The sequence below is a fragment of the Paenibacillus sp. FSL M7-1414 genome, assembly GCF_038003195.1.
Taxonomy (GTDB): domain Bacteria; phylum Bacillota; class Bacilli; order Paenibacillales; family Paenibacillaceae; genus Paenibacillus; species Paenibacillus amylolyticus.
Genome location: NZ_JBBOOS010000001.1, coordinates 2681551 through 2701811 on the forward strand (window position 1 = coordinate 2681551; position 20261 = coordinate 2701811).

General features: G+C 47.8%; 17 protein-coding genes. 14 read left to right on the top strand and 3 right to left on the bottom strand.

Annotated features, from left to right (window positions below; all coding sequences use genetic code 11):
* Positions 1 to 97: 97 nt before the first annotated feature.
* The 13 genes from MHH92_RS12305 (at position 98) to MHH92_RS12365 (ending at position 15978) form a co-directional block, all read left to right on the top strand.
* On the top strand, positions 98 to 1180 hold the full coding sequence (locus tag MHH92_RS12305; protein WP_076327805.1) for a lactonase family protein: 1083 nt from the start codon (positions 98 to 100) through the stop codon (positions 1178 to 1180).
* A 381-nt stretch (positions 1181 to 1561) separates the two neighbouring features.
* Entirely contained in the window at positions 1562 to 2194 is a 633-nt protein-coding gene (gene hxlA / locus MHH92_RS12310) for a 3-hexulose-6-phosphate synthase (RefSeq protein WP_036670570.1), read from the top strand.
* Positions 2195 to 2198: 4 nt separating this feature from the next.
* A complete protein-coding gene (gene hxlB / locus MHH92_RS12315; protein ID WP_047842632.1) occupies positions 2199 to 2762 on the top strand; it encodes a 6-phospho-3-hexuloisomerase in 564 nt (187 codons plus the stop codon).
* A 267-nt stretch (positions 2763 to 3029) separates the two neighbouring features.
* Positions 3030 to 3389: a winged helix-turn-helix transcriptional regulator gene (locus MHH92_RS12320; protein ID WP_036608849.1), complete on the top strand. Its 360-nt coding sequence runs from the start codon at positions 3030 to 3032 to the stop codon at positions 3387 to 3389.
* 321 nt (positions 3390 to 3710) lie between these two features.
* Complete coding sequence (gene pepF / locus MHH92_RS12325) at positions 3711 to 5513, top strand: oligoendopeptidase F (protein ID WP_340903940.1); 1803 nt, start codon at positions 3711 to 3713, stop codon at positions 5511 to 5513.
* A 111-nt stretch (positions 5514 to 5624) separates the two neighbouring features.
* The gene (locus MHH92_RS12330; protein WP_340903942.1) at positions 5625 to 6140 is read left to right on the top strand and encodes a DUF2500 domain-containing protein; all 516 of its coding nucleotides are present in this window, start codon (positions 5625 to 5627) and stop codon (positions 6138 to 6140) included.
* Between the two features lie 236 nt (positions 6141 to 6376).
* Positions 6377 to 7870, top strand: coding sequence for a rhamnulokinase (locus tag MHH92_RS12335; protein WP_340903945.1), 1494 nt, complete (start codon positions 6377 to 6379; stop codon positions 7868 to 7870).
* Between the two features lies 1 nt (position 7871).
* Complete coding sequence (locus tag MHH92_RS12340; RefSeq protein ID WP_091016970.1) at positions 7872 to 8633, top strand: DeoR/GlpR family DNA-binding transcription regulator; 762 nt, start codon at positions 7872 to 7874, stop codon at positions 8631 to 8633.
* Between the two features lie 145 nt (positions 8634 to 8778).
* Positions 8779 to 9507 (top strand): (Fe-S)-binding protein, encoded by a 729-nt coding sequence (locus MHH92_RS12345; protein ID WP_340903948.1) that lies wholly within the window; start codon positions 8779 to 8781, stop codon positions 9505 to 9507.
* Positions 9504 to 11021, top strand: coding sequence for a LutB/LldF family L-lactate oxidation iron-sulfur protein (locus MHH92_RS12350; RefSeq protein WP_340903949.1), 1518 nt, complete (start codon positions 9504 to 9506; stop codon positions 11019 to 11021). The genes MHH92_RS12345 and MHH92_RS12350 overlap by 4 nt, the downstream gene beginning before the upstream one ends.
* Positions 11011 to 11736: a LutC/YkgG family protein gene (locus tag MHH92_RS12355; RefSeq protein WP_017688925.1), complete on the top strand. Its 726-nt coding sequence runs from the start codon at positions 11011 to 11013 to the stop codon at positions 11734 to 11736. The genes MHH92_RS12350 and MHH92_RS12355 overlap by 11 nt, the downstream gene beginning before the upstream one ends.
* Before the next feature lie 214 nt (positions 11737 to 11950).
* On the top strand, positions 11951 to 12505 hold the full coding sequence (locus tag MHH92_RS12360) for a glutathione peroxidase (RefSeq protein WP_340903951.1): 555 nt from the start codon (positions 11951 to 11953) through the stop codon (positions 12503 to 12505).
* Between the two features lie 299 nt (positions 12506 to 12804).
* Positions 12805 to 15978, top strand: a complete 3174-nt coding sequence (locus MHH92_RS12365) for a bifunctional cytochrome P450/NADPH--P450 reductase (protein WP_340903954.1) — start codon at positions 12805 to 12807, stop codon at positions 15976 to 15978.
* A 199-nt stretch (positions 15979 to 16177) separates the two neighbouring features.
* Here the strand turns inward: MHH92_RS12365 and MHH92_RS12370 are convergent, their stop codons facing one another.
* Positions 16178 to 16600, bottom strand: a complete 423-nt coding sequence (locus MHH92_RS12370; RefSeq protein WP_340903956.1) for a hypothetical protein — start codon at positions 16598 to 16600, stop codon at positions 16178 to 16180.
* A 123-nt stretch (positions 16601 to 16723) separates the two neighbouring features.
* Here MHH92_RS12370 and MHH92_RS12375 point away from each other — a divergent pair, with 123 nt between their 5' ends.
* Positions 16724 to 17068 carry a hypothetical protein gene (locus MHH92_RS12375; protein ID WP_047842639.1) on the top strand — a complete coding sequence of 115 codons (345 nt, stop codon included), beginning with the start codon at positions 16724 to 16726 and terminating at the stop codon, positions 17066 to 17068.
* Between the two features lie 157 nt (positions 17069 to 17225).
* Here MHH92_RS12375 and MHH92_RS12380 read toward each other — a convergent pair whose 3' ends face one another.
* Complete coding sequence (locus MHH92_RS12380; RefSeq protein WP_340903958.1) at positions 17226 to 18881, bottom strand: MGH1-like glycoside hydrolase domain-containing protein; 1656 nt, start codon at positions 18879 to 18881, stop codon at positions 17226 to 17228.
* 30 nt (positions 18882 to 18911) lie between these two features.
* On the bottom strand, positions 18912 to 20240 hold the full coding sequence (locus MHH92_RS12385) for an ABC transporter substrate-binding protein (RefSeq protein WP_047842641.1): 1329 nt from the start codon (positions 20238 to 20240) through the stop codon (positions 18912 to 18914).
* Positions 20241 to 20261 lie beyond the last annotated feature (21 nt).

The window sequence follows — 20261 nt, forward strand, 5'->3', positions numbered from 1 at the left end:
CCTGATGGGCAGCGACAGCGGATTGCTATTTTGATATGGCAGATTTATTATAGAAGAGGTGCAACAAGATTACATACACATAGAGGAGGAAACTGTAATGAGTGAATCAAAACGCTTGCTCGTACTTGCTGGCTCTTACGCCGAAGCGGAAAATGAGGGCATTTATGCATATGAATTGAATGAGGATACAGGCAGCTTGTCCAAGCTTGACGGCATCGCGGGTGTGAAAAACCCAACGTTTGTCAACGTGGATGCTGAAGGAAACAAACTGTATGCGATTGGTGAAACAGCGTCAGCTGAAGGCAACAAAATGTCTGAAGCTGTAGCTCTGAGCATTGATCCTTCTACAGGAAAATTAACGTTGCTGAACCGGAATAACTCCATTTCAGCTCCGCCATGTCATATCCAGCGTGACCCTTCCGGCAAATACTTGATCCTCTCCAGCTACCACGGTGGTCTGGTAGGTCTGCAAGCCTTGACGGATAACGGTGAAGTTGGAGCGCTTCTGGACGAGAAGAAACATGAAGGACAAGGTGCGCATCCTGAACGTCAGGACAAGCCACATGTTCACTCCGCATTCTTCAGCCCAGATGGTAAATACATGATGGTACAGGATCTGGGCGCAGATAACATCGCGATCTATTCTATTGATGCAGACAAAAATGAACTTGTGCTGCACAGTGAAACCAAAACACATCCGGGAGCAGGCCCACGTCACTTGGCATTCCACCCGAATGGTGAATTCGCTTATGTCATCAACGAAGTGGATTCTTCCATTACTTCGTTCAAATATGATGCAGCAGCGGGCACGTTGACTGAATTGTCTACAGTGTCCACACTGCCTGATGGATATGATGGCAAAGAGAATACAACAGCCGAAATCACGGTTTCCAATGATGGGCGTTATGTATATGGTTCTAACCGTGGACATGACAGCATCGTTGTATTTGCAGTAGATGCAGACAAAGGTCACCTGACACTGGTTGAGCATGTATCTGCAGAAGGTGAGCACCCGCGTCACTTTGCGCTGACACCTAACGGCAAATTGCTGATCGCAGCTAACCGCGATACGAACAACCTCGTGACATTCACGGTGGATCAGGAGAGCGGACGTCTGAAATACACTGGTCACAGCACAGGTGTATCCAAGCCGGTATGCGTGAAACCTGTATATCTGTAAAATGATAAATTTCTAAACCAGCTTTGGCTGGATTGAAAATGAAACGATAAAGATAAAGACCCTGCCATGTGGCGGGGTCTTTTATATTGAATATATAATTGGATGATTAGGCTGCTGTTCTGCTGTAAGCATGTGGATTGGAATAGAGGATTAATTCTATATTTGATTCACCTAACAACGAATAACTATCAATAGTATCCCCCAAGTAACTACCCCACTTCAAAGTGCGTACTTCCTGAATGGATAGTCAGGGTCTACAATGAGTGAGTAGCCAAAACAAACACTGCATGCATCTGAACAGACAAATTGGTGCAGGCTAAATATCTGATTATTATTTTTACAGGAACGAATCATACTTGAACAACAAAGGAGAAATAAATGATGAAATTGCAATTGGCGCTTGACTTGGTAAATATCCCTGAAGGTATCGCACTGGTTAAAGAGGTTGAACAATATATTGATATCGTTGAGATTGGTACTCCAATCGTTATTAATGAAGGTTTGCACGCGGTAAAAGCGATGAAAGAAGCATTCCCTAATCTGCAAGTTCTTGCAGACCTTAAAATCATGGACGCTGGTGGTTATGAAATCATGAAAGCAGCTGAAGCTGGTGCGGATCTGATCACTGTGCTTGGGGCAACCAATGACAGTACGATCAAAGGTGCAGTAGCAGAAGCGAAGAAACAAAACAAACAAGTTCTTGTAGACATGATCAACGTGCCTAACCTGGAACAACGTGCTCGTGAAATTGATGCGCTTGGCGTAGATTACATCTGTGTACACACAGGTTATGACCTGCAAGCTGAAGGACAAAGCCCGTTCGAAGATCTGCAAACGATCAAAGCAGCTGTGAAAAACGCTAAAACGGCTGTCGCTGGTGGAATCAAGCTGGAAACATTGCCAGAAGTAATCAAAGCACAACCGGATCTGGTTATTGTAGGCGGCGGTATCACAGGACAAGCAGACAAAGCGGCAGTTGCAGCTGAAATGCAACGTCTCGTTAAACAAGGGTAAGCAGATGAGCAAAACACAGTACGCAGCTGACATCTTGAAGGAGCTGGAACGTACGTTAAGCCAGATCGACGATGCAGAGATGCAAGCGATGGCTGAGCACATTCTGGCTGCGGAACAGATTTTTGTAGCAGGAGCAGGCCGGTCAGGACTTATGGGGAAGGCTTTTGCCATGAGACTGATGCAGATGGGGCTTCGTGTATATGTGGTGGGCGAAACCGTAACACCTGGGATCAGCTCGAAGGATTTCCTCTTGCTGTGCTCTGGCTCAGGAGAGACAGGCAGTCTGGTAGCCATGGCTCAAAAGGCTAGTCAAGCTGGTGCACCTGTAGGTCTCATTACAATTAAGCCAGAGTCCACGATTGGGAAACTGGCAACTACGGTAGTGCGTCTCCCGGCTTCAGCCAAAGAGGACACAGCAACTTCCGGAGCGGCAGTAACCATTCAGCCGATGGGCTCGTTGTTCGAACAAGGACTGTTAATCGGCATGGATGCTCTCATCCTTACGATGATGGAAATGAAGGGTATGACCGGAGCGGATATGTTTGGCCGCCACGCGAACCTGGAATAGTGAATAGATGAAAGACCGGAATCCTTTGATTATGAAGGGTTCTGGTCTTTTCTGCGATACATAATCATTCATCTGTATAGGTTTTATCCGTGATTTACAGTTAAACTTTGCATCCCGACCAGGCTGTAGTAGAATTAATAGATAGCTGTATCGAATGAATGTACTTATTACATCATGCATGGAGCGGAAAACTTACCTCGTGTGAAGTGTCCCCGTGATATGTGTAATATACGCGATATAAGATTGAAGATGAGGGGGCTCGGAGCCATGGCGTCCGAAGTGAAGGAACGGATTAATCTGAAAGAAATCAACTGTGAGAAGGAATTGACCCTTGCGGTGATCGGTGGCAAGTGGAAACTGATTATATTGTGGCACTTGGGCCTGGAAGGCACCAAACGTTTCAGTGAGCTGAAACGCCTAATCCCTCATATTACCCAGAAGATGCTGACCAACCAGCTTCGTGAGCTGGAGGAAGACAAACTGATTGAACGCAAGGTGTATGCAGAGGTACCACCTCGGGTGGAATATACGTTGACAGATCACGGTCAAAGTCTGATGCCCGTCCTGCACGCAATGTATAACTGGGGTAAAAATTACGGTGAAAATGTAATCTGGAAAGAAAGCTAAATAAGTTATAGTTAGAATGACCGCTAGGTAAATGGATTCTTCCATAAACCAGCGGTTTTTTAGTTACTTTTAAATTTTGGACAGTGGATCAATAGTTTACTCCAAACGCAGCGGGCAGAAATAGACTTAAGAAGCGAAGTGTTCGCCTTTATCACCGGATTTTCACCTTTGAAAAAGGGGAATCAAAAAATCTGGGGATAACAGCGATCGAAAGGCTATTCTGCCAGCGGAGTAATAAGGAGTAATCATTGTCATGTACAGATGAGCAGAATATGATACGATGAGAGATATTGGAAAATGCAAGGAGGATGACAACTAAAGATGGAAAAAATACGTACACGTGCTGAGGTAAACCCTGAAACTACTTGGGATCTGAGAGACTTGTTTGTAACCGATGTAGAGTGGGAGCAGGAGCTTCGATCACTTCCACTGGCTGCTGCCCAGATCGAAACGTTCAAAGGACGTCTGGGCGAAGGCGCTGAACAATTGCTGGCTTGTCTGGATGCTCGTGAAGCTTTGCAGGAGCGAATCAGCAAGACGGCGTCTTATGCTCGACTGAAGCAGTCAGAGGACAGCACCAATCCGGTCAATATTGAGAATTCAGCCAAGGCAGGAGATATCCTATCAAATCTGTCTTCGTCCTTGTCTTTTGTCAATTCGGAGATCGTTGATCTGCCGGAGGGAACCGTTGAACGTTACCTTGAAGAACTTCCGGGATTGGAGCCGTATGCGCGCAGTTTGGAGCGTTTGATTCGAGAAAAAGCACATCGGCTCACGCCCGAGACCGAGAAGGTACTTGCTTCATTAGGAGAGGTACTGGATTCGCCATACCGTATCTATCTGCGCGGTAAACTGGCAGACATGACGTTTGACGATGCTCTTGACGGAGAGGACAATAATCGTCCACTGTCCTGGTCATTCTATGAAAATAATTATGAGATGTCGTCTGATACAAAGCTGCGCCGTTCTGCTTATGCTGCATTCAGCTCGACATTAAATGAGTACAAAAATACGTTTGCAGAAGGTTATGCAACCGAAGTGAAGAAACAGGTTGTTTTATCCAGGCTGCGTGGTTACGACGATGTTACAGATATGCTTCTCAGCCCACAGCAAGTGAGCAAAGAGATGTACAATAATATTCTGGATATTATCCAGCAGGAACTCGCACCTCATATGCGCAGACTGGCGGCTCTTAAGAAACGTGAGCTTGGTCTGGACAAACTGATGTTTTGTGATCTGAAGGCGCCGCTTGATCCTGAATTTAGCCCTGCCATTACATATGATGAGGCGTGCATACTCATTCGAGAAGCACTTGATGTGCTTGGGCCGGAATACGGCGAGATCGTAGAGCGCGCATTCAGTGATCGCTGGGTGGATTACGCAGATAACGCAGGCAAATCCACAGGGGCATTTTGCTCCTCTATATATGGTTCACACTCTTATATCTTAATTTCATGGGCGAACAATATGCGCGGAGCATTTACACTTGCCCATGAAGTGGGGCACGCAGGCCACTTCATGCTTGCGGGACGTTACCAACGGCTCACGAATACACGGCCATCTCTTTATTTCATTGAGGCGCCGTCGACCATGAATGAAATGCTTCTGGCCGATCATCTATTGAAGCGTTCCGATAATCCGAGAATGCGTCGCTGGGTCATTTTGCAATTGTTGAACACGTATTACCATAACTTCGTTACACATCTGCTGGAAGGTGAATTACAGCGCAGGGTGTACGCACGCGCAACCAATGATGAGCCCATTACGGCGAAGACGTTAAGTCAACTCAAGGGAGACATCCTTTCCGAATTCTGGGGACCTGATCTGGTAATTGATGAAGGGGCCAAGCTCACGTGGATGAGACAGCCTCATTATTATATGGGACTATATCCGTATACCTATGCGGCAGGTTTGACGGCTTCCACAGCGGCTGCACAGCAGATTCGTGAAGAAGGACAGCCTGCGGTAGATCGCTGGCTTGATGCACTCAAAGCTGGTGGAAGTCTCACACCACAGGAGTTAATGAAGCTTGCGGGTGTGGATATGTCCGGACCTGAGCCGATTCGCTCTGCGGTTGCTTATGTCGGCAGTCTGGTCGACGAACTTGAACGTCTGTATTCCTGATCTGGTTCATATAGTATATGGACAAGGCAGAACGAGTTGTCTGCATGCACCGCCTTCCTTGCGTGGGGGGCGGTGCATCTTATTTTTGCAAGGGGAAAGGAACGATGATGAATGGCGTTAACAAGCGTGTCCTCATCGATGGGCCGATTAAGCGTAGACGGCTTTGGTGTGTTTGACGACATGAATGGAGTACCAGGTTTTGAAGGCAATCAGGGTGGTTTTTTTTCGGGATTTAATGAGTTTGCTACAATGAATGCATTTGCTTCGATTTTCATTGGCGCCATATTTCTCATCATTGCGGGAGTCATTGTTTTTGTTATTATTTCAGGCATACGCTCAGGGATGTCAAATAACGCGGCAGCCTTGTTAACCCTGCACTCAACAGTGGTAGCCAAACGAACGGAAGTCTCAGGTGGAAGCGGCGATAGCAGTGCGACTATCCGGTATTATGTTACATTTGAATTCGACAATGGGGAGCGCACTGAACTGATTGTTGGCGGAAACCATTATGGTATGATGGTGGAAAATGATCGAGGGATGCTGACGTATCAGGGGACACGCTTCAAGCATTTTGAGAGAGATGTACAACCCCAGTCGGGGGTAAGCAAAGGTCAATTTTATACATGAAAGAAGAACTGCGGCTCCTCCCAGGTGGGAGAGAGTCGTTTTTGGTATACCCAAAAGAAAGAAAAAGCGAAGGGTATTCAAACGCTTACAATGGTGATATACTCGTAAAATAAAGTAAAACAGTATTAAACAAAAACAAACAAACAATAAATACAGAATAAAGTACAGGGTTACGGACTGAATTCAAGAGATGCCGTTTGGAAAATAGGATGGGTTCGAAAGGTTGGTGAAGCGCGGTGAGTGTGCTGGCTTATGATTTGGGCGCTGGGAGCGGGAGAGCGCTACTGGGACATCTGAATGATCGTGGGATCGAAACGAGCGAAATTCATCGGTTCAAGAATGAACCGGTGAAGGTTGGCGAGCGGATGCACTGGGATATTCTGCGATTACATCATGAATTGTTGCAAGGGCTTACCCTTGTGAAACAGCAGGGAGAAAAGCCGGAGAGCCTGGGGATCGATTCCTGGGGCGTTGATTTTGGTTTGCTTGGCAGTAATGGTGAGTTGCTTGGTAACCCGTATCATTACCGTGATACACAGTTTAACGGCATGATGGATCAGGTACGCCAAGAGCTGAGCTCTCAGCGAATCTTCGAACGTACAGGGATACAGTTTCTTAGCTTTAATACCCTGTATCAATTGGCAACGCTTCAACGCAGCGGTTCCCCGTTGCTTCATGAAGCAGAGCGTTTTCTCATGATTCCGGATTTGCTACGTTATTTCCTGACTGGGGAAGCGGTGAATGAGTTCACCAATGCAACCACAACACAATTATACAATCCATCAGCGGGGCAGTGGGACAGTGAGTTGCTGGCGCATATTCGTATTTCGGAGAAACTGTTTGGTAAAGCCGTGCTGCCAGGTACCCGTGTTGGACAATTGCGAAGCAGTATCTGTAACGATCTGGGATTGTCCCCGATTCCCGTGATCGCTGTTGCAGAGCATGATACGGGTTCAGCCGTTGTGGCTGTTCCTGCAACGGAACGTTCATTTGCTTATCTGAGCTGTGGAACCTGGTCCCTGATGGGTACGGAGATAGATCATCCTGCAATTAGTAAAGAGAGTCTGGCCTTGAACTTCACGAATGAAGGCGGGGCGGGCGGAACATTCCGTCTGCTGAAGAACATTATGGGACTATGGATTTTGCAGGAAAGCATGCGGGAGTGGGAGCGCCAGGGGCAGGGAATTAGCTATGATGCGTTGTTGGCAAGGGCGGAACAGGCACCCCTATTTGCCAGTTTGTTTGATCCGGATGATGAACTGTTCATGCCTTCAGGAGATATGACGACGCGTATACGTCAGTATTGTCGTGATACAGGGCAAGTGGTACCAGAGGATCAGGGGGCTATTGCCCGGGCAATTCTGGAGAGTCTTGCATTGAAGTATAGAAGAGTTCTGGAATGGACGGAGCAATTGTCGGGTCAGGCGTTCAACGGATTGCATATGGTCGGTGGAGGCATCCAGAACCGCCTGTTATGTCAGTGGACTGCAAATTCCATTGGTAAGCCGGTATGGGCAGGTCCAGCAGAGGGAAGTGCCATCGGGAATATGGCTGTGCAATGGATGGCGAGCGGAGCTTTTAAAGATATCTGGGAAGCTCGTAAGGCCATTCGTGATTCATTTCCGGTAACTGTGTATGAGCCGCAGGACGGATCAATCTGGGAAGATGCTTATGGCAGATTTCTGCGTGTGACGGCTTCATCTAATTCACAAGCGGGGAGTGAGGTGTAACATGCTGGCAGCCGAGCGGTATGACCGGATTGTGGAGATGGTGAATGTAAAGGGCAGTATGCGTGTATCCGAGCTTAGTGAGCGCTGCCGGGTGACGGAGGAAACGATCCGGCGGGATCTGGATCGGCTGGAACAGGCAGGACGACTGCGCCGGTCTCACGGTGGTGCAGTAAGTGTGAAGGAAGATCAACCGGAGATCCCTTACCGGATCAGGGAGACAACCCATGCGGAAGAGAAAAAACGGATTGCACAAGCGGCTCTGGCGATGATTAATCCGGGTGATCGCATTCTGTTGGATGCGAGCACAACGGCAGGTTATATGGCAGCGAATATGCCGGATTTCCCGCTGACGGTCTTAACCAACTCGATCCAAATTGCCACTGAACTCAGCAGCCGTGACAAGGTTGAGGTCATCTCAACAGGGGGTCAGCTGGCATCTCGCTCGTTGTCTTTTGTTGGGCCGCTCGCGGAGCGTTCTCTGGAGACGTATCACGTGGATAAAATGTTCATGTCGTGCAAAGGTGTACATCTCGAAGGCGGCGGAATCAGTGAATCCAATGAACTCCAGGCAAGGCTGAAGCAGAAGATGGTTGGCATATCCGATCAGGTCATCTTACTTGCAGATGCCAGTAAATTTGGTGTCCGTGCTTTTGCCCGAGTATCCGGGTTAAATGCAGTCCATACGATCGTTACCGATCAGCCATTGGAGGCTGAACAGACAGATCGTTTGAGCGGATACGACATTGGTATCATCACGGTTTAATCTTTTAGATTTTATCTATATAAATTGAACTAAATCATAAAATCTGGGGATACCAGCGATCGGAAGGTTATTCTGTCATCGGAGTGTCCAGTGTAAATATTCTTAGTCAATTTATCTACTAATCAGTTAATAGGAGCGTGTAATTATGAAGGTCTCCTTATTCATTACCTGCCTCAGCGATGCCATCTATCCCCGAGTGGGGGAAGCCATGGTCAGATTGCTCGCCGCTCATGGCGTTCGGCTGGATTTCCCGCCGGTGCAGACCTGCTGCGGTCAGCCTTCCTACAATAGCGGGTACTGGGATGAGACTCGGGTAGCGGCCAAAACGATTCTTGAAGCGTTTGACGACAGTGATTTTGTGGTATGTCCTTCGGGATCGTGTACGTATATGATTCATCATTATCCCGAGCTGTTCGCGGATGAACCAGTATGGTTGGAGAAGGCAAAACGATTGGAAGCCAAAGCCTATGAGTTTACTCAATTCCTCGTTCAGGTACTCGGGATAACCGATCTGGGCGCACATTTTCCGTACAAAGTAACCTATCATCCATCCTGCCACGGCAGCCGTCTGCTGGGTGTGAAGGATGAGCCGATGGCGCTGCTCTCTCAGGTAAAAGGACTGGAATTGGTTCCACTTCCATTCGCGGAGGATTGCTGCGGATTTGGGGGGACGTTTGCCATTAAAATGTCCGATATTTCAGGAGCGATGGTGACGGAGAAAGTTGATCATGTCAAAGAGACACAAGCTGAAGTGCTGGTTGGGCTGGACATGGCCTGTCTGATGAATATCGCAGGTAATCTGCGTTATCGGAATGAACCGGTGCGTGTGATGCATCTGGCGGAACTACTGTATGAGGGGGTGCGAACAGGATGAGCCAACCGGGAGTTATGGATACTACGGTCAAAGAACGTGCCGGACTGGCCTTGAATGATGATTTTCTGCGAAAAGCGGTCAAATTCACGACAGAACGTTTGCGTAACGGGAAGAAATCTGCCTCAGAAGAACATGGGAATTGGGATGAATGGCGGGAGCGTGGCCGTCAGATTCGCCTGCATACGATTGCGTATCTGGATTATTATCTGAATGAATTTGTGAACAACGCCCGTGCGAACGGGGTTCATATTCATTTTGCAGATACATCGGTGGAAGCAGCGGCGATTGCGCTGGATATTGCGGCGCACAAGCAGGCTTCTACGGTGGTGAAGTCCAAATCGATGGTGTCGGAGGAAGTACATCTGAATCATGTGCTGGAGTCGGCGGGCATTGAAGCCATCGAGACCGATCTGGGTGAATACATCATTCAGCTGGCAGGCGAAGCCCCTTCTCATATTGTCATTCCAGCGATCCATAAGAACCGCTATCAGATCGCAGAGTTGTTATCGAAGGAAGCGGGTGAAATTCTGGAGCCGGACACAACGGTACTTGCCGGATTTGTTCGCAAAAAGTTGCGCGAGAAGTTCCTCGAAGCAGATATCGGCATGACAGGCTGCAATTTTGCGATTGCAGAGACAGGTTCCATGGTTTTGTTCGAAAATGAAGGTAATGCCCGTATGGTATCTACTGTTCCGAAAACGCAGATTACACTGATGGGCATGGAGCGGATCATCCCGTCGTGGACGGATCTGGAGGTCATGGCAACCTTGTTGCCACGCTCCGCAACAGGTCAGAAATTAACGATGTACATGTCAGGCATCACAGGTCCTCGCCGAACAGCGGATGCGGATGGACCGGATGAAATGCACATTATTATCGTGGACAACGGTAGATCCTTACAGCTCGGTGATCCTGAATTCCAGGAGTTGCTGAATTGTATTCGCTGTGGTGCTTGTCTGAATGCTTGCCCGGTATATCGCCATATTGGAGGTCATGCCTACGGTGGAACATACAGTGGTCCGATTGGCGCGGTACTGACACCTGCACTCAATGGCAACATTGATGAATGGAACGATATTGCGGGTGCTTCGAGTCTGTGCGGAGCCTGTTATGAAGCATGTCCAGTTAAAATTCCATTGCATGATATGCTCGTTTATCTACGTAGGCGTAAAGTGGAAGACGGCCATGGAAACAAAATGGAGAGCATGGGCATGAAGGGATTTGCCGCTGTTGTATCCAATTCCAAACGTTTCAGTGCGGCCATACGTCTGGGACAGATCGGGCAGAAGGCAGTTGTACGCAACAACGGCATTTCTCTCAAGCTGGGCCCACTTAAAGGCTGGAACAATTATCGGGTTGCGCCAAGCCTCGCCAAGAAATCCTTCCGGCAACAATGGAACAAGCTGGATCAGGAACTGAACCAGAAGCAATCGGCCATGGATTCTTCCGTTCGCAGCCGTATGGAGCAGATTATTCGTGAACGAGAGGAAGGGGAGGGTAAGCATGGTCACTGAACATCAGCAATGGCTCGCACAATTGGAGAAGAAGTCGATGGAGAAACAGGAGCAGTTCATGAATGACATTGCTTCGAAATTGAGAAGACCAAGGCAACGCCATGCGCCGACCCAACCTTTCCGGGGAGCCCCCGACTTTTGGACTGAGCTGGAATGGGATGAAGAGAAGCGTATTCAAGCATTTACGGATAACTTTGTGAGTGTAGGCGCACACATCGCCCGGGTTCAGAACATGGAAGAAGTATCTCAATTTATTGCCAACAAGTCTCATGAACTGAGTGCCAGGTATATCATTCGTCAGAATGAACAGGCGTTACAGGATCTCGGATTGGAAGAGCAGCTTCCGGATGTACAGATCTCAGTCTGGAATAGTCAGGCGGATGAGAACTGGAAGGCTCGGGCAGCTGAGGCGGATATCGGTGTGGTTATGGCGGATTATGCAACAGCATACACAGGCTCGGTTACTGTACTTTCTTCACCGGAAAAAGGTCGTTCAGTCAGTCTCTTGCCTACGGTGCTCATCATCATTATCCCAGTGGATCGACTGTACACCAGACTGGGTGAGACGCTGGATCGATTTGACGAAGCGGGAAGAGAGAATCTTCCAGCAGGCATCCACTTTATTTCAGGGCCAAGCCGATCTTCCGATATTGAAAATGATTTAACCATTGGCGTTCACGGACCAGGCATTGTATATGGTTTAATTATGGGTTAACGGTGTGTTGAGTGTGATGGCACATCATGATTTTGATAACTGTCCGAGATGCAGTATTTGACTGCTGAGGGCAGTTTTTTGTTCACAATTTATAGTTAAAAGCTATTAAAATTATATTAATTATATATTTCACCTATTAATAATAGGGGTGTATAATCCATCTCAAGAGCGAATTTATATGAGGTACGAAAGAGAAAGAGGAGGATGAATACAGATGAGTATATTTTCTTACCAAGTTCCGTTTATGGATAGACACGAGAGTGATTTTTCTGTTTTAAAAGGGAAGGTGCTGCTTATTGTGAATACAGCAAGTCGGTGTAGCTACTCCCGGCAATTCAGTGAACTTCAGCAGATGTATGAGAAATATGGTGATCAGGGGCTAGAGATTCTGGCGTTTCCCTGCAACCAGTTTAACGACAAAGAACCTGGTAGTAGCGCTGAGGTAGCTGAGTATTGCAGAAGTCAGTTTCAGATATCCTTTCCGATTTTGGAGAAGGTTGAGGTCGTTGGGCAATCGATGCATCCGTTGTTCCGTTATCTGATTGAAGAAGCCCCATTTCAAGGTTATGATCTGAACACGAAGGAAGGACAGTGGATGGACACCTTTGTGAAGGAGAAACATCCAGAACTGTACCAAGGAGACGGGATCAAATGGAATTTCACCAAATTCCTGATTGACCGCAGTGGGAACGTCCATGACCGTTATGAAACGACAGTTGCTCCATTAGAGATGGAGTCTGCTATTCAGAATCTATTAAAGAATTTATAAGTATACCGTAATCCCTGTCCTGAGGTCCTATGACTTTGGGACTGTTGAAGATTAGAACTGGAAATGTTAGGGTAAAAGAAGATAACGAAGTCCTCCATTTTTTTTAATCAAAAATGACCAATATACTATTTCAGTCAGTTAGTTCTTTATTGGTTTTCTCGTTATCTGGATGAAATATGAAAATGTGCAAAAAATAACTTGAATCTGTTGATCTGAAGAGTAAGTGTAATCGCGTCTGTAAATCAAGTCATTATTTTTTAGTTGTAGAACTCTTAACTTGGGAAGAAGGAGTGAGTGTCATGCCACCAATTTCAGTGCCTCAACCAAAAACATTTGGCCCACTGGGCAATTTGCCGCAATTGAACTTTGAAGAGCCCGTACAATCTTTGGTGAAACTTGCTGAGGAATATGGACCGATCTTTCGTATGGAGTACCCTGGGCGAAGTGAATTGTATATTTCAGGTCACGAACTGGTTGCTGAGGTAACGGATGAATCCAAATTCGACAAACGTGTGTGGGCACCCCTTGCAAAGGTTCGTGCTTTTGCAGGAGATGGACTCTTTACGAGTTGGACCGAAGAACCGAATTGGAAAAAAGCCCATAACGTACTGCTGCCAAGTTTCAGTCAACGTGCGATGCAGGGATATCACAACAAAATGATTGATCTGGCTGTGCAGCTGGTTCAGAAATGGTCACGATTGAACCCGGATGAGACGGTTAACGTTCCGGATGATATGACACGTCTTACGCTCGACACGATTGGCCTGTGTGGGTTCAACTATCGGTTTAACAGCTTCTATCGGGAAGAACCACATCCATTCATTACGAGTATGGTTCGTGCGTTGGATGAATCCATGAGTTCATTGCAGCGACTGCGTCTGCAAGACAAGCTGATGATCACCAAAAAGAAACAGTTTGAACAGGATATCCGTTCCATGTTCTCTTTGGTGGATCACATTATTGCCGAGCGTAAAGAGAAACCGCAGGAAGGCGCAGATGATCTGTTGTCCCACATGCTCAGCGGCAAGGACCCGGAAACAGGAGAAACGCTGGATGATGAGAACATCCGTTATCAGATTATTACATTCCTGATCGCTGGACATGAGACCACAAGTGGACTGTTATCCTTCGCTGTTTATTATCTGATGAAGAATCCGGATACGCTGGCTAAAGCCCAAGCTGAGGTGGATCAGATTCTGAAAGATCCGGTTCCAACGTACAACCAGGTTCGCAATCTGAAGTACGTTCGTATGGTTTTGAATGAAGCATTGCGGTTATGGCCTACGGCCCCGGCATTTTCCCTGTATGCAAAAGAGGACACGGTACTTGCGGGTCAATATCCTTTGCAAAAAGGAGACAGCGTCAGTGTACTTATTCCCAAGCTGCATCGTGACCGCGAAGCCTGGGGAGACGATGTCGAGGAATTCCGCCCGGAACGGTTCGAAGATCCGAGCAAAGTGCCGCATGATGCCTATAAACCTTTTGGTAACGGTCAACGGGCCTGCATTGGGCAGCAGTTTGCACTTCAGGAAGCAACGCTGGTACTGGGCATGGTGTTGAAGCATTTTGACTTCATAGATCATTCTGATTATCAGTTAAAAGTGAAAGAAACGCTGACGCTCAAACCGGATAACTTCACAATTCGTGTACGTGCGCGTGGTGGGCAGCCAGTCATGGCCGTTCCGGGTGTAGCGGTTGAAGAACCAAAGCCGGTTGCCAAAAGAACGGAGCCGGATGCAGCCAATGCCCACCACACACCGATGCTTGTTCTGTACGGTTCCAATCTGGGTACCGCTGAAGGCATTGCACGTGAAATTGCAGATACCGCCAGATATCAGGGTTTCCGGAGTGAGGTTGCTACGCTGGATGATCGTGTTGGCAAACTGCCAAAGGAGGGTGCCGTCATTATTGTCAGTGCATCCTATAATGGTCAGCCGCCAAGTAATGCCAAGATGTTTGTCGAGTGGATCGAACATGCAGATGCGAATGAATTCAAGGGTGTGCGTTTCGCCGTTCTTGGATGCGGTGACCACAACTGGGCCAGCACCTATCAGCGTATTCCGCGTTTAATAGATGAACAGTTATCTTCCAGAGGAGCAGAGCGGTTATCACCGCTGGGTGAGTCAGATGCCAGTGGAGATTTTGAGAAACAGGTGGGGGATTGGACAGAGCAATTATGGCCAGATCTCGCACGAACGATGGGACTGAAACTGAACACAAGCTCCAATAGCGAACGCAGTTCCCTATCTGTACAGTTTGTCAGTGGGCTCGCCGTAACACCGCTTGCGGATACGTATGATGCCCATGTGGCAGAAGTACTTGAGAACAGGGAGCTTCACGACGCGGGCAGTGAACGAAGCACACGTCACCTGGAGATCAAATTGCCTGAAGGCATAACCTACAAGGAAGGGGATCACCTGGGCATTCTGCCGCAGAACCCACCGGAGCTGGTGGAACGTGTACTTCGTCGTTATGGATTCACCGGAACGGAGCATCTCGTTCTGGATGCATCCGGTCGCAGTGCCGCGCATCTGCCGCTGCATCAACCGGTTAACCTGTATGATCTGCTCAGTCATAGCGTTGAGCTTCAGGAGGCGGCAACGCGTGCGCAGTTGAGAGAAATGGCAGCATACACCGTATGTCCACCGCATAAGAAAGAACTTGAAGCGCTGCTTGATGAATCTGTGTATATGGACGAAGTGCGGAACAAACGGATCTCCATGCTGGATTATCTGGTGAAATATGAGGCATGTGAATTGCCGTTTGAGCGTTTCCTTGAATTATTGCCTTCATTAAAAGCCAGATATTATTCGATCTCCAGCTCACCGCGTGTTCAGCCCGATCAAGCGAGTATTACGGTCAGTGTTGTGCGCGCCCCGGCATGGAGTGGGCAGGGGGAATACAAAGGTATTGCGTCCAACTATCTGGCTACCCTGAAGTCGGGTGACAAGATCGTGATGTTCACGCGGACACCGGAATCCGGGTTCCAACTGCCGGAGGATGCACAGGTTCCCGTCATCATGGTAGGCCCGGGTACAGGTGTTGCTCCATTCCGAGGTTTCTTGCAAGCAAGGCATGTATTGAAGGAACAAGGTCAAGAGGTTGGCGAAGCCCACCTGTACTTTGGATGCCGGAATCCCGAACATGATTATCTGTACAAAAATGAACTGGAAGCAGCCCAGCAAGAAGGGCTTGTGAAGCTTCATACGGCCTTCTCCCGTGTAGACGGGGAGGAGAAATGTTATGTACAGCATCTGATGAGAGACGATGCCCAGCATCTGATTCCTTTGTTTGAAGAGGGTGCGCATCTGTATATCTGTGGTGATGGCAGCAAGATGGCACCTGATGTGGAAGCTACACTCCAGCAGGCATACGCTGATATTCATGGCAAGTCCGCGAAGGAAGCAGAGGATTGGCTTAATCAGCTTCAGCAGGATGGTCGTTATGCCAAGGATGTATGGACAGGCATCTGATGTACACATATGAAGGGTCAGCTTGATCCGTAACTGGCTGAGCGGTGAGATACAGAAGCAGTTCTGTTCTCACCGCTTTTTGACATAAAATGATTCTTCAGCAGATAAGTGGCTGCATGGGTTATAATTATATATTGGAAGGGAGCACCCGTATGCAGACATTTGGGAACCATTGTATGGCTTGCGAAAAGAACCAGCTTTACTTCCGCCTACAAGCCCGTTTCAGGTTTTTTCTTCCGGCGGTTGGCCGATAGATCGACTCGACGCTGGAGAGAGGAAATAAAATACGGGAAGGGACTCTGCCTTTTCCCTGGAGTTCAAGATAATCCAGTCCCACGCCCACAAGTCTGATATTGTTAAATGCATTCCTGGAAGGGAAAGTCGTGCGGATTCCCACTCTGACGCCTCGCCGTGTTCGAGGAATATCGAATACCCGAATGGAATTCAGACTGAGTGGAATGAATAACTGCCGGTTTACTTTGATAAACTGCCTTGGATAGACACGACGAATACGTCCCGGTTCCAACCCGGAGAGTGGAGTATTCAGTTCTGCAAGGTGCCCCTGGAGTTCTGCCAGGCGCTGCTGAAGTGTTTTTCCAGTATGGAGATGCTGCCAGCTCATAAGTATTCCTCCGTTCGCCATTTGTACCTAGTATATGAAGGAACGGGGTCGGAAGGTGTACGTTTGATAGCCCATGTTCGTTAAGGCTAACGGGGTTTCTTTTATAATAGAGGAGTGATTCACATGATCGTAGAGATGTATAAAGACCTCATTAAGGATGAGCGTGGCAATTATTATCTAGCAGTGCAGATCGAGGGCAATGAGCTTACGCTCGTTAATGCTTTCGTCGAAGCGGCATTCACACCTGAACTGATCTACAATGAAGAGTTTCGTACCAAGCATAAAGAGATGGAAGGCGGATTTGTAGGCAAAATTGCGATGGACCTGCTAAGGCATGATGTGGTCATGGGGATGAAGCAAATCGACCGCAAACTGTTGAACTTGTCGGATGTGGAACAGCAGTTCACGGTAAATTATATTGATACGATTGAATTTTATCGCCACCCGGCGTGGAACCGGAAGGTGTAAGGTGAAACTCATCTCCTCTGTAACCAGAGAGAGAATGATTTCCGCAGTGGTAGTCAATTTCTATCTTGTGTCCTTATGAATAAGAAATAAAGAAATGCAAAAGCGCAAGTGCAGGGGCAGTAAACCTCCGCAACTTGCGCTTTTTGCATACAAACAATTAACGATACGTAGGATAGATGATGCCAATATCGCGCTCGGTGCTCAAATTTCCATCAGCATAACGCTGCATTTCATTTCCTTTGACCCGAATCGGAATGCGCTCTCCTTGATAGAAGAGCTCTCCCTCAACGGTGCGAATGCTCATTCCAATAACGCCTTCCAGATGTCCACTATGATCCGTCACCAGTCGAATCCCTGACGGGCCATCCAGATGAACCTTGCCTTCCAGATATACCGTCATGCGATCAGGCGTGTTGACCAATTCATATCCTACTCTGTTGATTTTTCGGCTATAAGCCGTGTTGCCAGATACGATCTCACCATGATCCATGTCGATGGGGAGCAGTCCGGTAAACCAAAGCTGATTCGATCCAACAGGCATAATTCCGCATAATCGCTCCACATAATCAAGGAGACAGAGGATGGAGGGCGAGTAAGTCTCGGTATAACCTTGTTCTCCGGTCCATGGGCTTAGTACCTGACCAAATCGCTTATCTTTGGATAGAGCGGACAAGATAGGCTGCATTACCCAAGTTAGCTCCACATAACGATGATGATACTCGAATGCGTGTGGCGCCCGAATCAGACTCAGGAAATTGGATGCCCCTCCCCAGCTGTTATAGGAGGAAAAGGGATCGAATCTGGGATCATCCATTGAAATCGATGTAAACGGGTATTTAGCGAAAAACTTGCTTGTATTCAACAGGTACCGACGCAGCATATTATCGAATAATTCACGGTCGCCCACCTCGCAGGCCATTACGCGGAGCAACACATCAGATTGGACTCTGACCAATTCGTCATTGCGATCCCGATCATAGAAGAACATATCCTGTTCGTCGTAACAATAACGGAAAAGACTTTCCAGGCTAGACTCGGCTTTTGCTTTCCAATCCGTTCCCGATACTCCCAGTTCTTCAGCCATACGGGACAGATACATGCGCTGACAATAGATATTGGCGGTCAGATCCGGTGCCAGAAAAGGCAGAATCGGAGAATCCGGATGATAGGCAGAAGCATCATTCATATAAGGTGTATCCGGAACATGCCAGAAACGCGGGGATAAGTCATGTCCGGTGTCAAACGTACTGAAGGCCTCTACACAGCCAGTTCCTCGGGTATTACGGTTGTGGGCAATCCACTCATCGTAACGAACCATAGCCTTATACATCGTGTTCAGGAAAGGCGACTGCTTGCCATGATTGCTATGAAGCTGATAGTGGTTCCATACACTGCGTGCCAGTGGAGTGACCAACTGGATTTGCCGGAAAGAGGGCCCGTTTGCCGTGAGTTTATACGGGAACAATCCATCTTCTCTTTGCTGCTCGGCAAATGCGAGGTATGTTGTTTCGGACACGGAAGGAAGCAGGCGAGACAGCAGCTCTGCATTGATGGTACCTGTGCTCTCTAACCAACAACCCAGATAGATGCCACCTTCTTGTAAAATAGGATCGTTGTCTCCCATGGGCAGGATACAAGCAAGCAATTTCTCCACGGCTGCATAATACGTAGCTTCCAGTTGTCCGCCCGATGCCGCAAACCGGATACCTGACGCATGCCATTCTTGTAATAACTGCTGATCTTCCGGTTTAACTGGCTGAACTTGATCCATCATCGAAATGTTGCGCAGCCGATTTAATATCTCTTCTGTCATATGTTCCTCCTCACAGTGTCTGGTTTCTGGTTATTGATTCGATTCAAAGATTCGAACGGTCCCGTTATAGAAGTCGGAGACAGCTTGCTCCACACTTTTTCGTCCAAATCCGATCTCTTGATTTGTCGTCTGAGCTAACTTGGAGAACTCTGCAAATCCAGGTGGATTGTAACTCACGTCAAATGGTTCAGTCTTCGTTGCTTCAGAGACAAGATTTGTATAGTTATAGACAATCTCCTCCACAGGGCCTGCACCTTCCTGAAGAAGATTTCGATTGGCTTCCGTAACGGGCACGCCACGGTCATTACCAAGGATTTTGGTTGCTTCAGGATCATGAATCCAGAAGTCCATTAATATAGCTACTTCCTTCGGATGTTTGGTATTTGCATAACCCGATAATCCCTGACTGGATTCAAATACAACACCCGTTCCCTTAGGGCCTCGTGGTACAGGGAGTAGCACCAGAGGATCTTCCGTCAAGCTCTGGAATGCAGCAAGTTGGTTGGATGGTAGTAGAGTCATGGCTGCTTTGCCTGTGATTAACAGGGATTTACTGGTGTCATCATGCGGGTTGGACACCTGCAATTCCGGTGTGACTACACCGCCGGATGCCGAAGTCTTCTCCCAATACTGGAACCATTCCAGAATGTCTTCCTTGGTGAATCCGAGTGTGCCGTTTTTCATGTCATACAGTTGTTTACCCCTTTGTTTTAGAAAAATATCCATCCCGTCGACGGTAAAATTGTACGTCCCATAGAAGCCATCTCCGAGCTTGTCGGACAACTCTTTGCTGATGGCGGCATAGTCCGTCCAGTCCCAATCGGATGCTGGCAAAGGCACGCCGGCTTTCTCAAAGAGTGCCTTGTTAACAACAATTCCTCGTGCGTTCGCACCGGCAGAGATATGTTGCAACTTCCCGTCGAGACGTCCGTATTCGATCATGGTTTCATCCATACCGTCCAGATTCAGTTCGTTGCCAACATACGGGTCCAGATTGAGCAGGACATCTTTTTTGGCATAGTCCACGACATTTCCGCCAAGGAAAAAGATATCTGGTGCTGTGCCTGATGCCAGCTGGGTATTCAGTTTGTCGAAATATCCGGAGGAGGGTGCAAATTCACCTACAATTTTAATATCCGGATGTTTCGCCTGAAAGATCTTCAGGGCTTCATTCGTAATATCTGCCCGTTTCTGGTCACCCCACCACATGATGCGAAGTTCGACCTGTCCGCCCTCGGTCGTTCCATTATCATTACCATTGCCTGCATTATCATTGGCACCTGTATGGTCTGTTCCAGAGCAAGCTGTTACGAGTAACAAAAGTGAAGTAATCATACCAATCATGAAACGTTTGAACATGGTAAATCCCCCTGTCTATTG

Coding starts and splice junctions, on each gene's coding strand:
- MHH92_RS12350 (WP_340903949.1), top strand. CDS start 9,504: ATGAGCCAACCGGGAGTTATGGATACTACGGTCAAAGAACGTGCCGGA.
- hxlA (WP_036670570.1), top strand. CDS start 1,562: ATGAAATTGCAATTGGCGCTTGACTTGGTAAATATCCCTGAAGGTATC.
- MHH92_RS12330 (WP_340903942.1), top strand. CDS start 5,625: ATGGCGTTAACAAGCGTGTCCTCATCGATGGGCCGATTAAGCGTAGAC.
- MHH92_RS12355 (WP_017688925.1), top strand. CDS start 11,011: ATGGTCACTGAACATCAGCAATGGCTCGCACAATTGGAGAAGAAGTCG.
- MHH92_RS12320 (WP_036608849.1), top strand. CDS start 3,030: ATGGCGTCCGAAGTGAAGGAACGGATTAATCTGAAAGAAATCAACTGT.
- MHH92_RS12380 (WP_340903958.1), bottom strand. CDS start 18,881: ATGACAGAAGAGATATTAAATCGGCTGCGCAACATTTCGATGATGGAT.
- MHH92_RS12375 (WP_047842639.1), top strand. CDS start 16,724: ATGATCGTAGAGATGTATAAAGACCTCATTAAGGATGAGCGTGGCAAT.
- MHH92_RS12360 (WP_340903951.1), top strand. CDS start 11,951: ATGAGTATATTTTCTTACCAAGTTCCGTTTATGGATAGACACGAGAGT.
- MHH92_RS12345 (WP_340903948.1), top strand. CDS start 8,779: ATGAAGGTCTCCTTATTCATTACCTGCCTCAGCGATGCCATCTATCCC.
- MHH92_RS12370 (WP_340903956.1), bottom strand. CDS start 16,600: ATGAGCTGGCAGCATCTCCATACTGGAAAAACACTTCAGCAGCGCCTG.
- MHH92_RS12340 (WP_091016970.1), top strand. CDS start 7,872: ATGCTGGCAGCCGAGCGGTATGACCGGATTGTGGAGATGGTGAATGTA.
- MHH92_RS12365 (WP_340903954.1), top strand. CDS start 12,805: ATGCCACCAATTTCAGTGCCTCAACCAAAAACATTTGGCCCACTGGGC.
- MHH92_RS12385 (WP_047842641.1), bottom strand. CDS start 20,240: ATGTTCAAACGTTTCATGATTGGTATGATTACTTCACTTTTGTTACTC.
- pepF (WP_340903940.1), top strand. CDS start 3,711: ATGGAAAAAATACGTACACGTGCTGAGGTAAACCCTGAAACTACTTGG.
- hxlB (WP_047842632.1), top strand. CDS start 2,199: ATGAGCAAAACACAGTACGCAGCTGACATCTTGAAGGAGCTGGAACGT.
- MHH92_RS12305 (WP_076327805.1), top strand. CDS start 98: ATGAGTGAATCAAAACGCTTGCTCGTACTTGCTGGCTCTTACGCCGAA.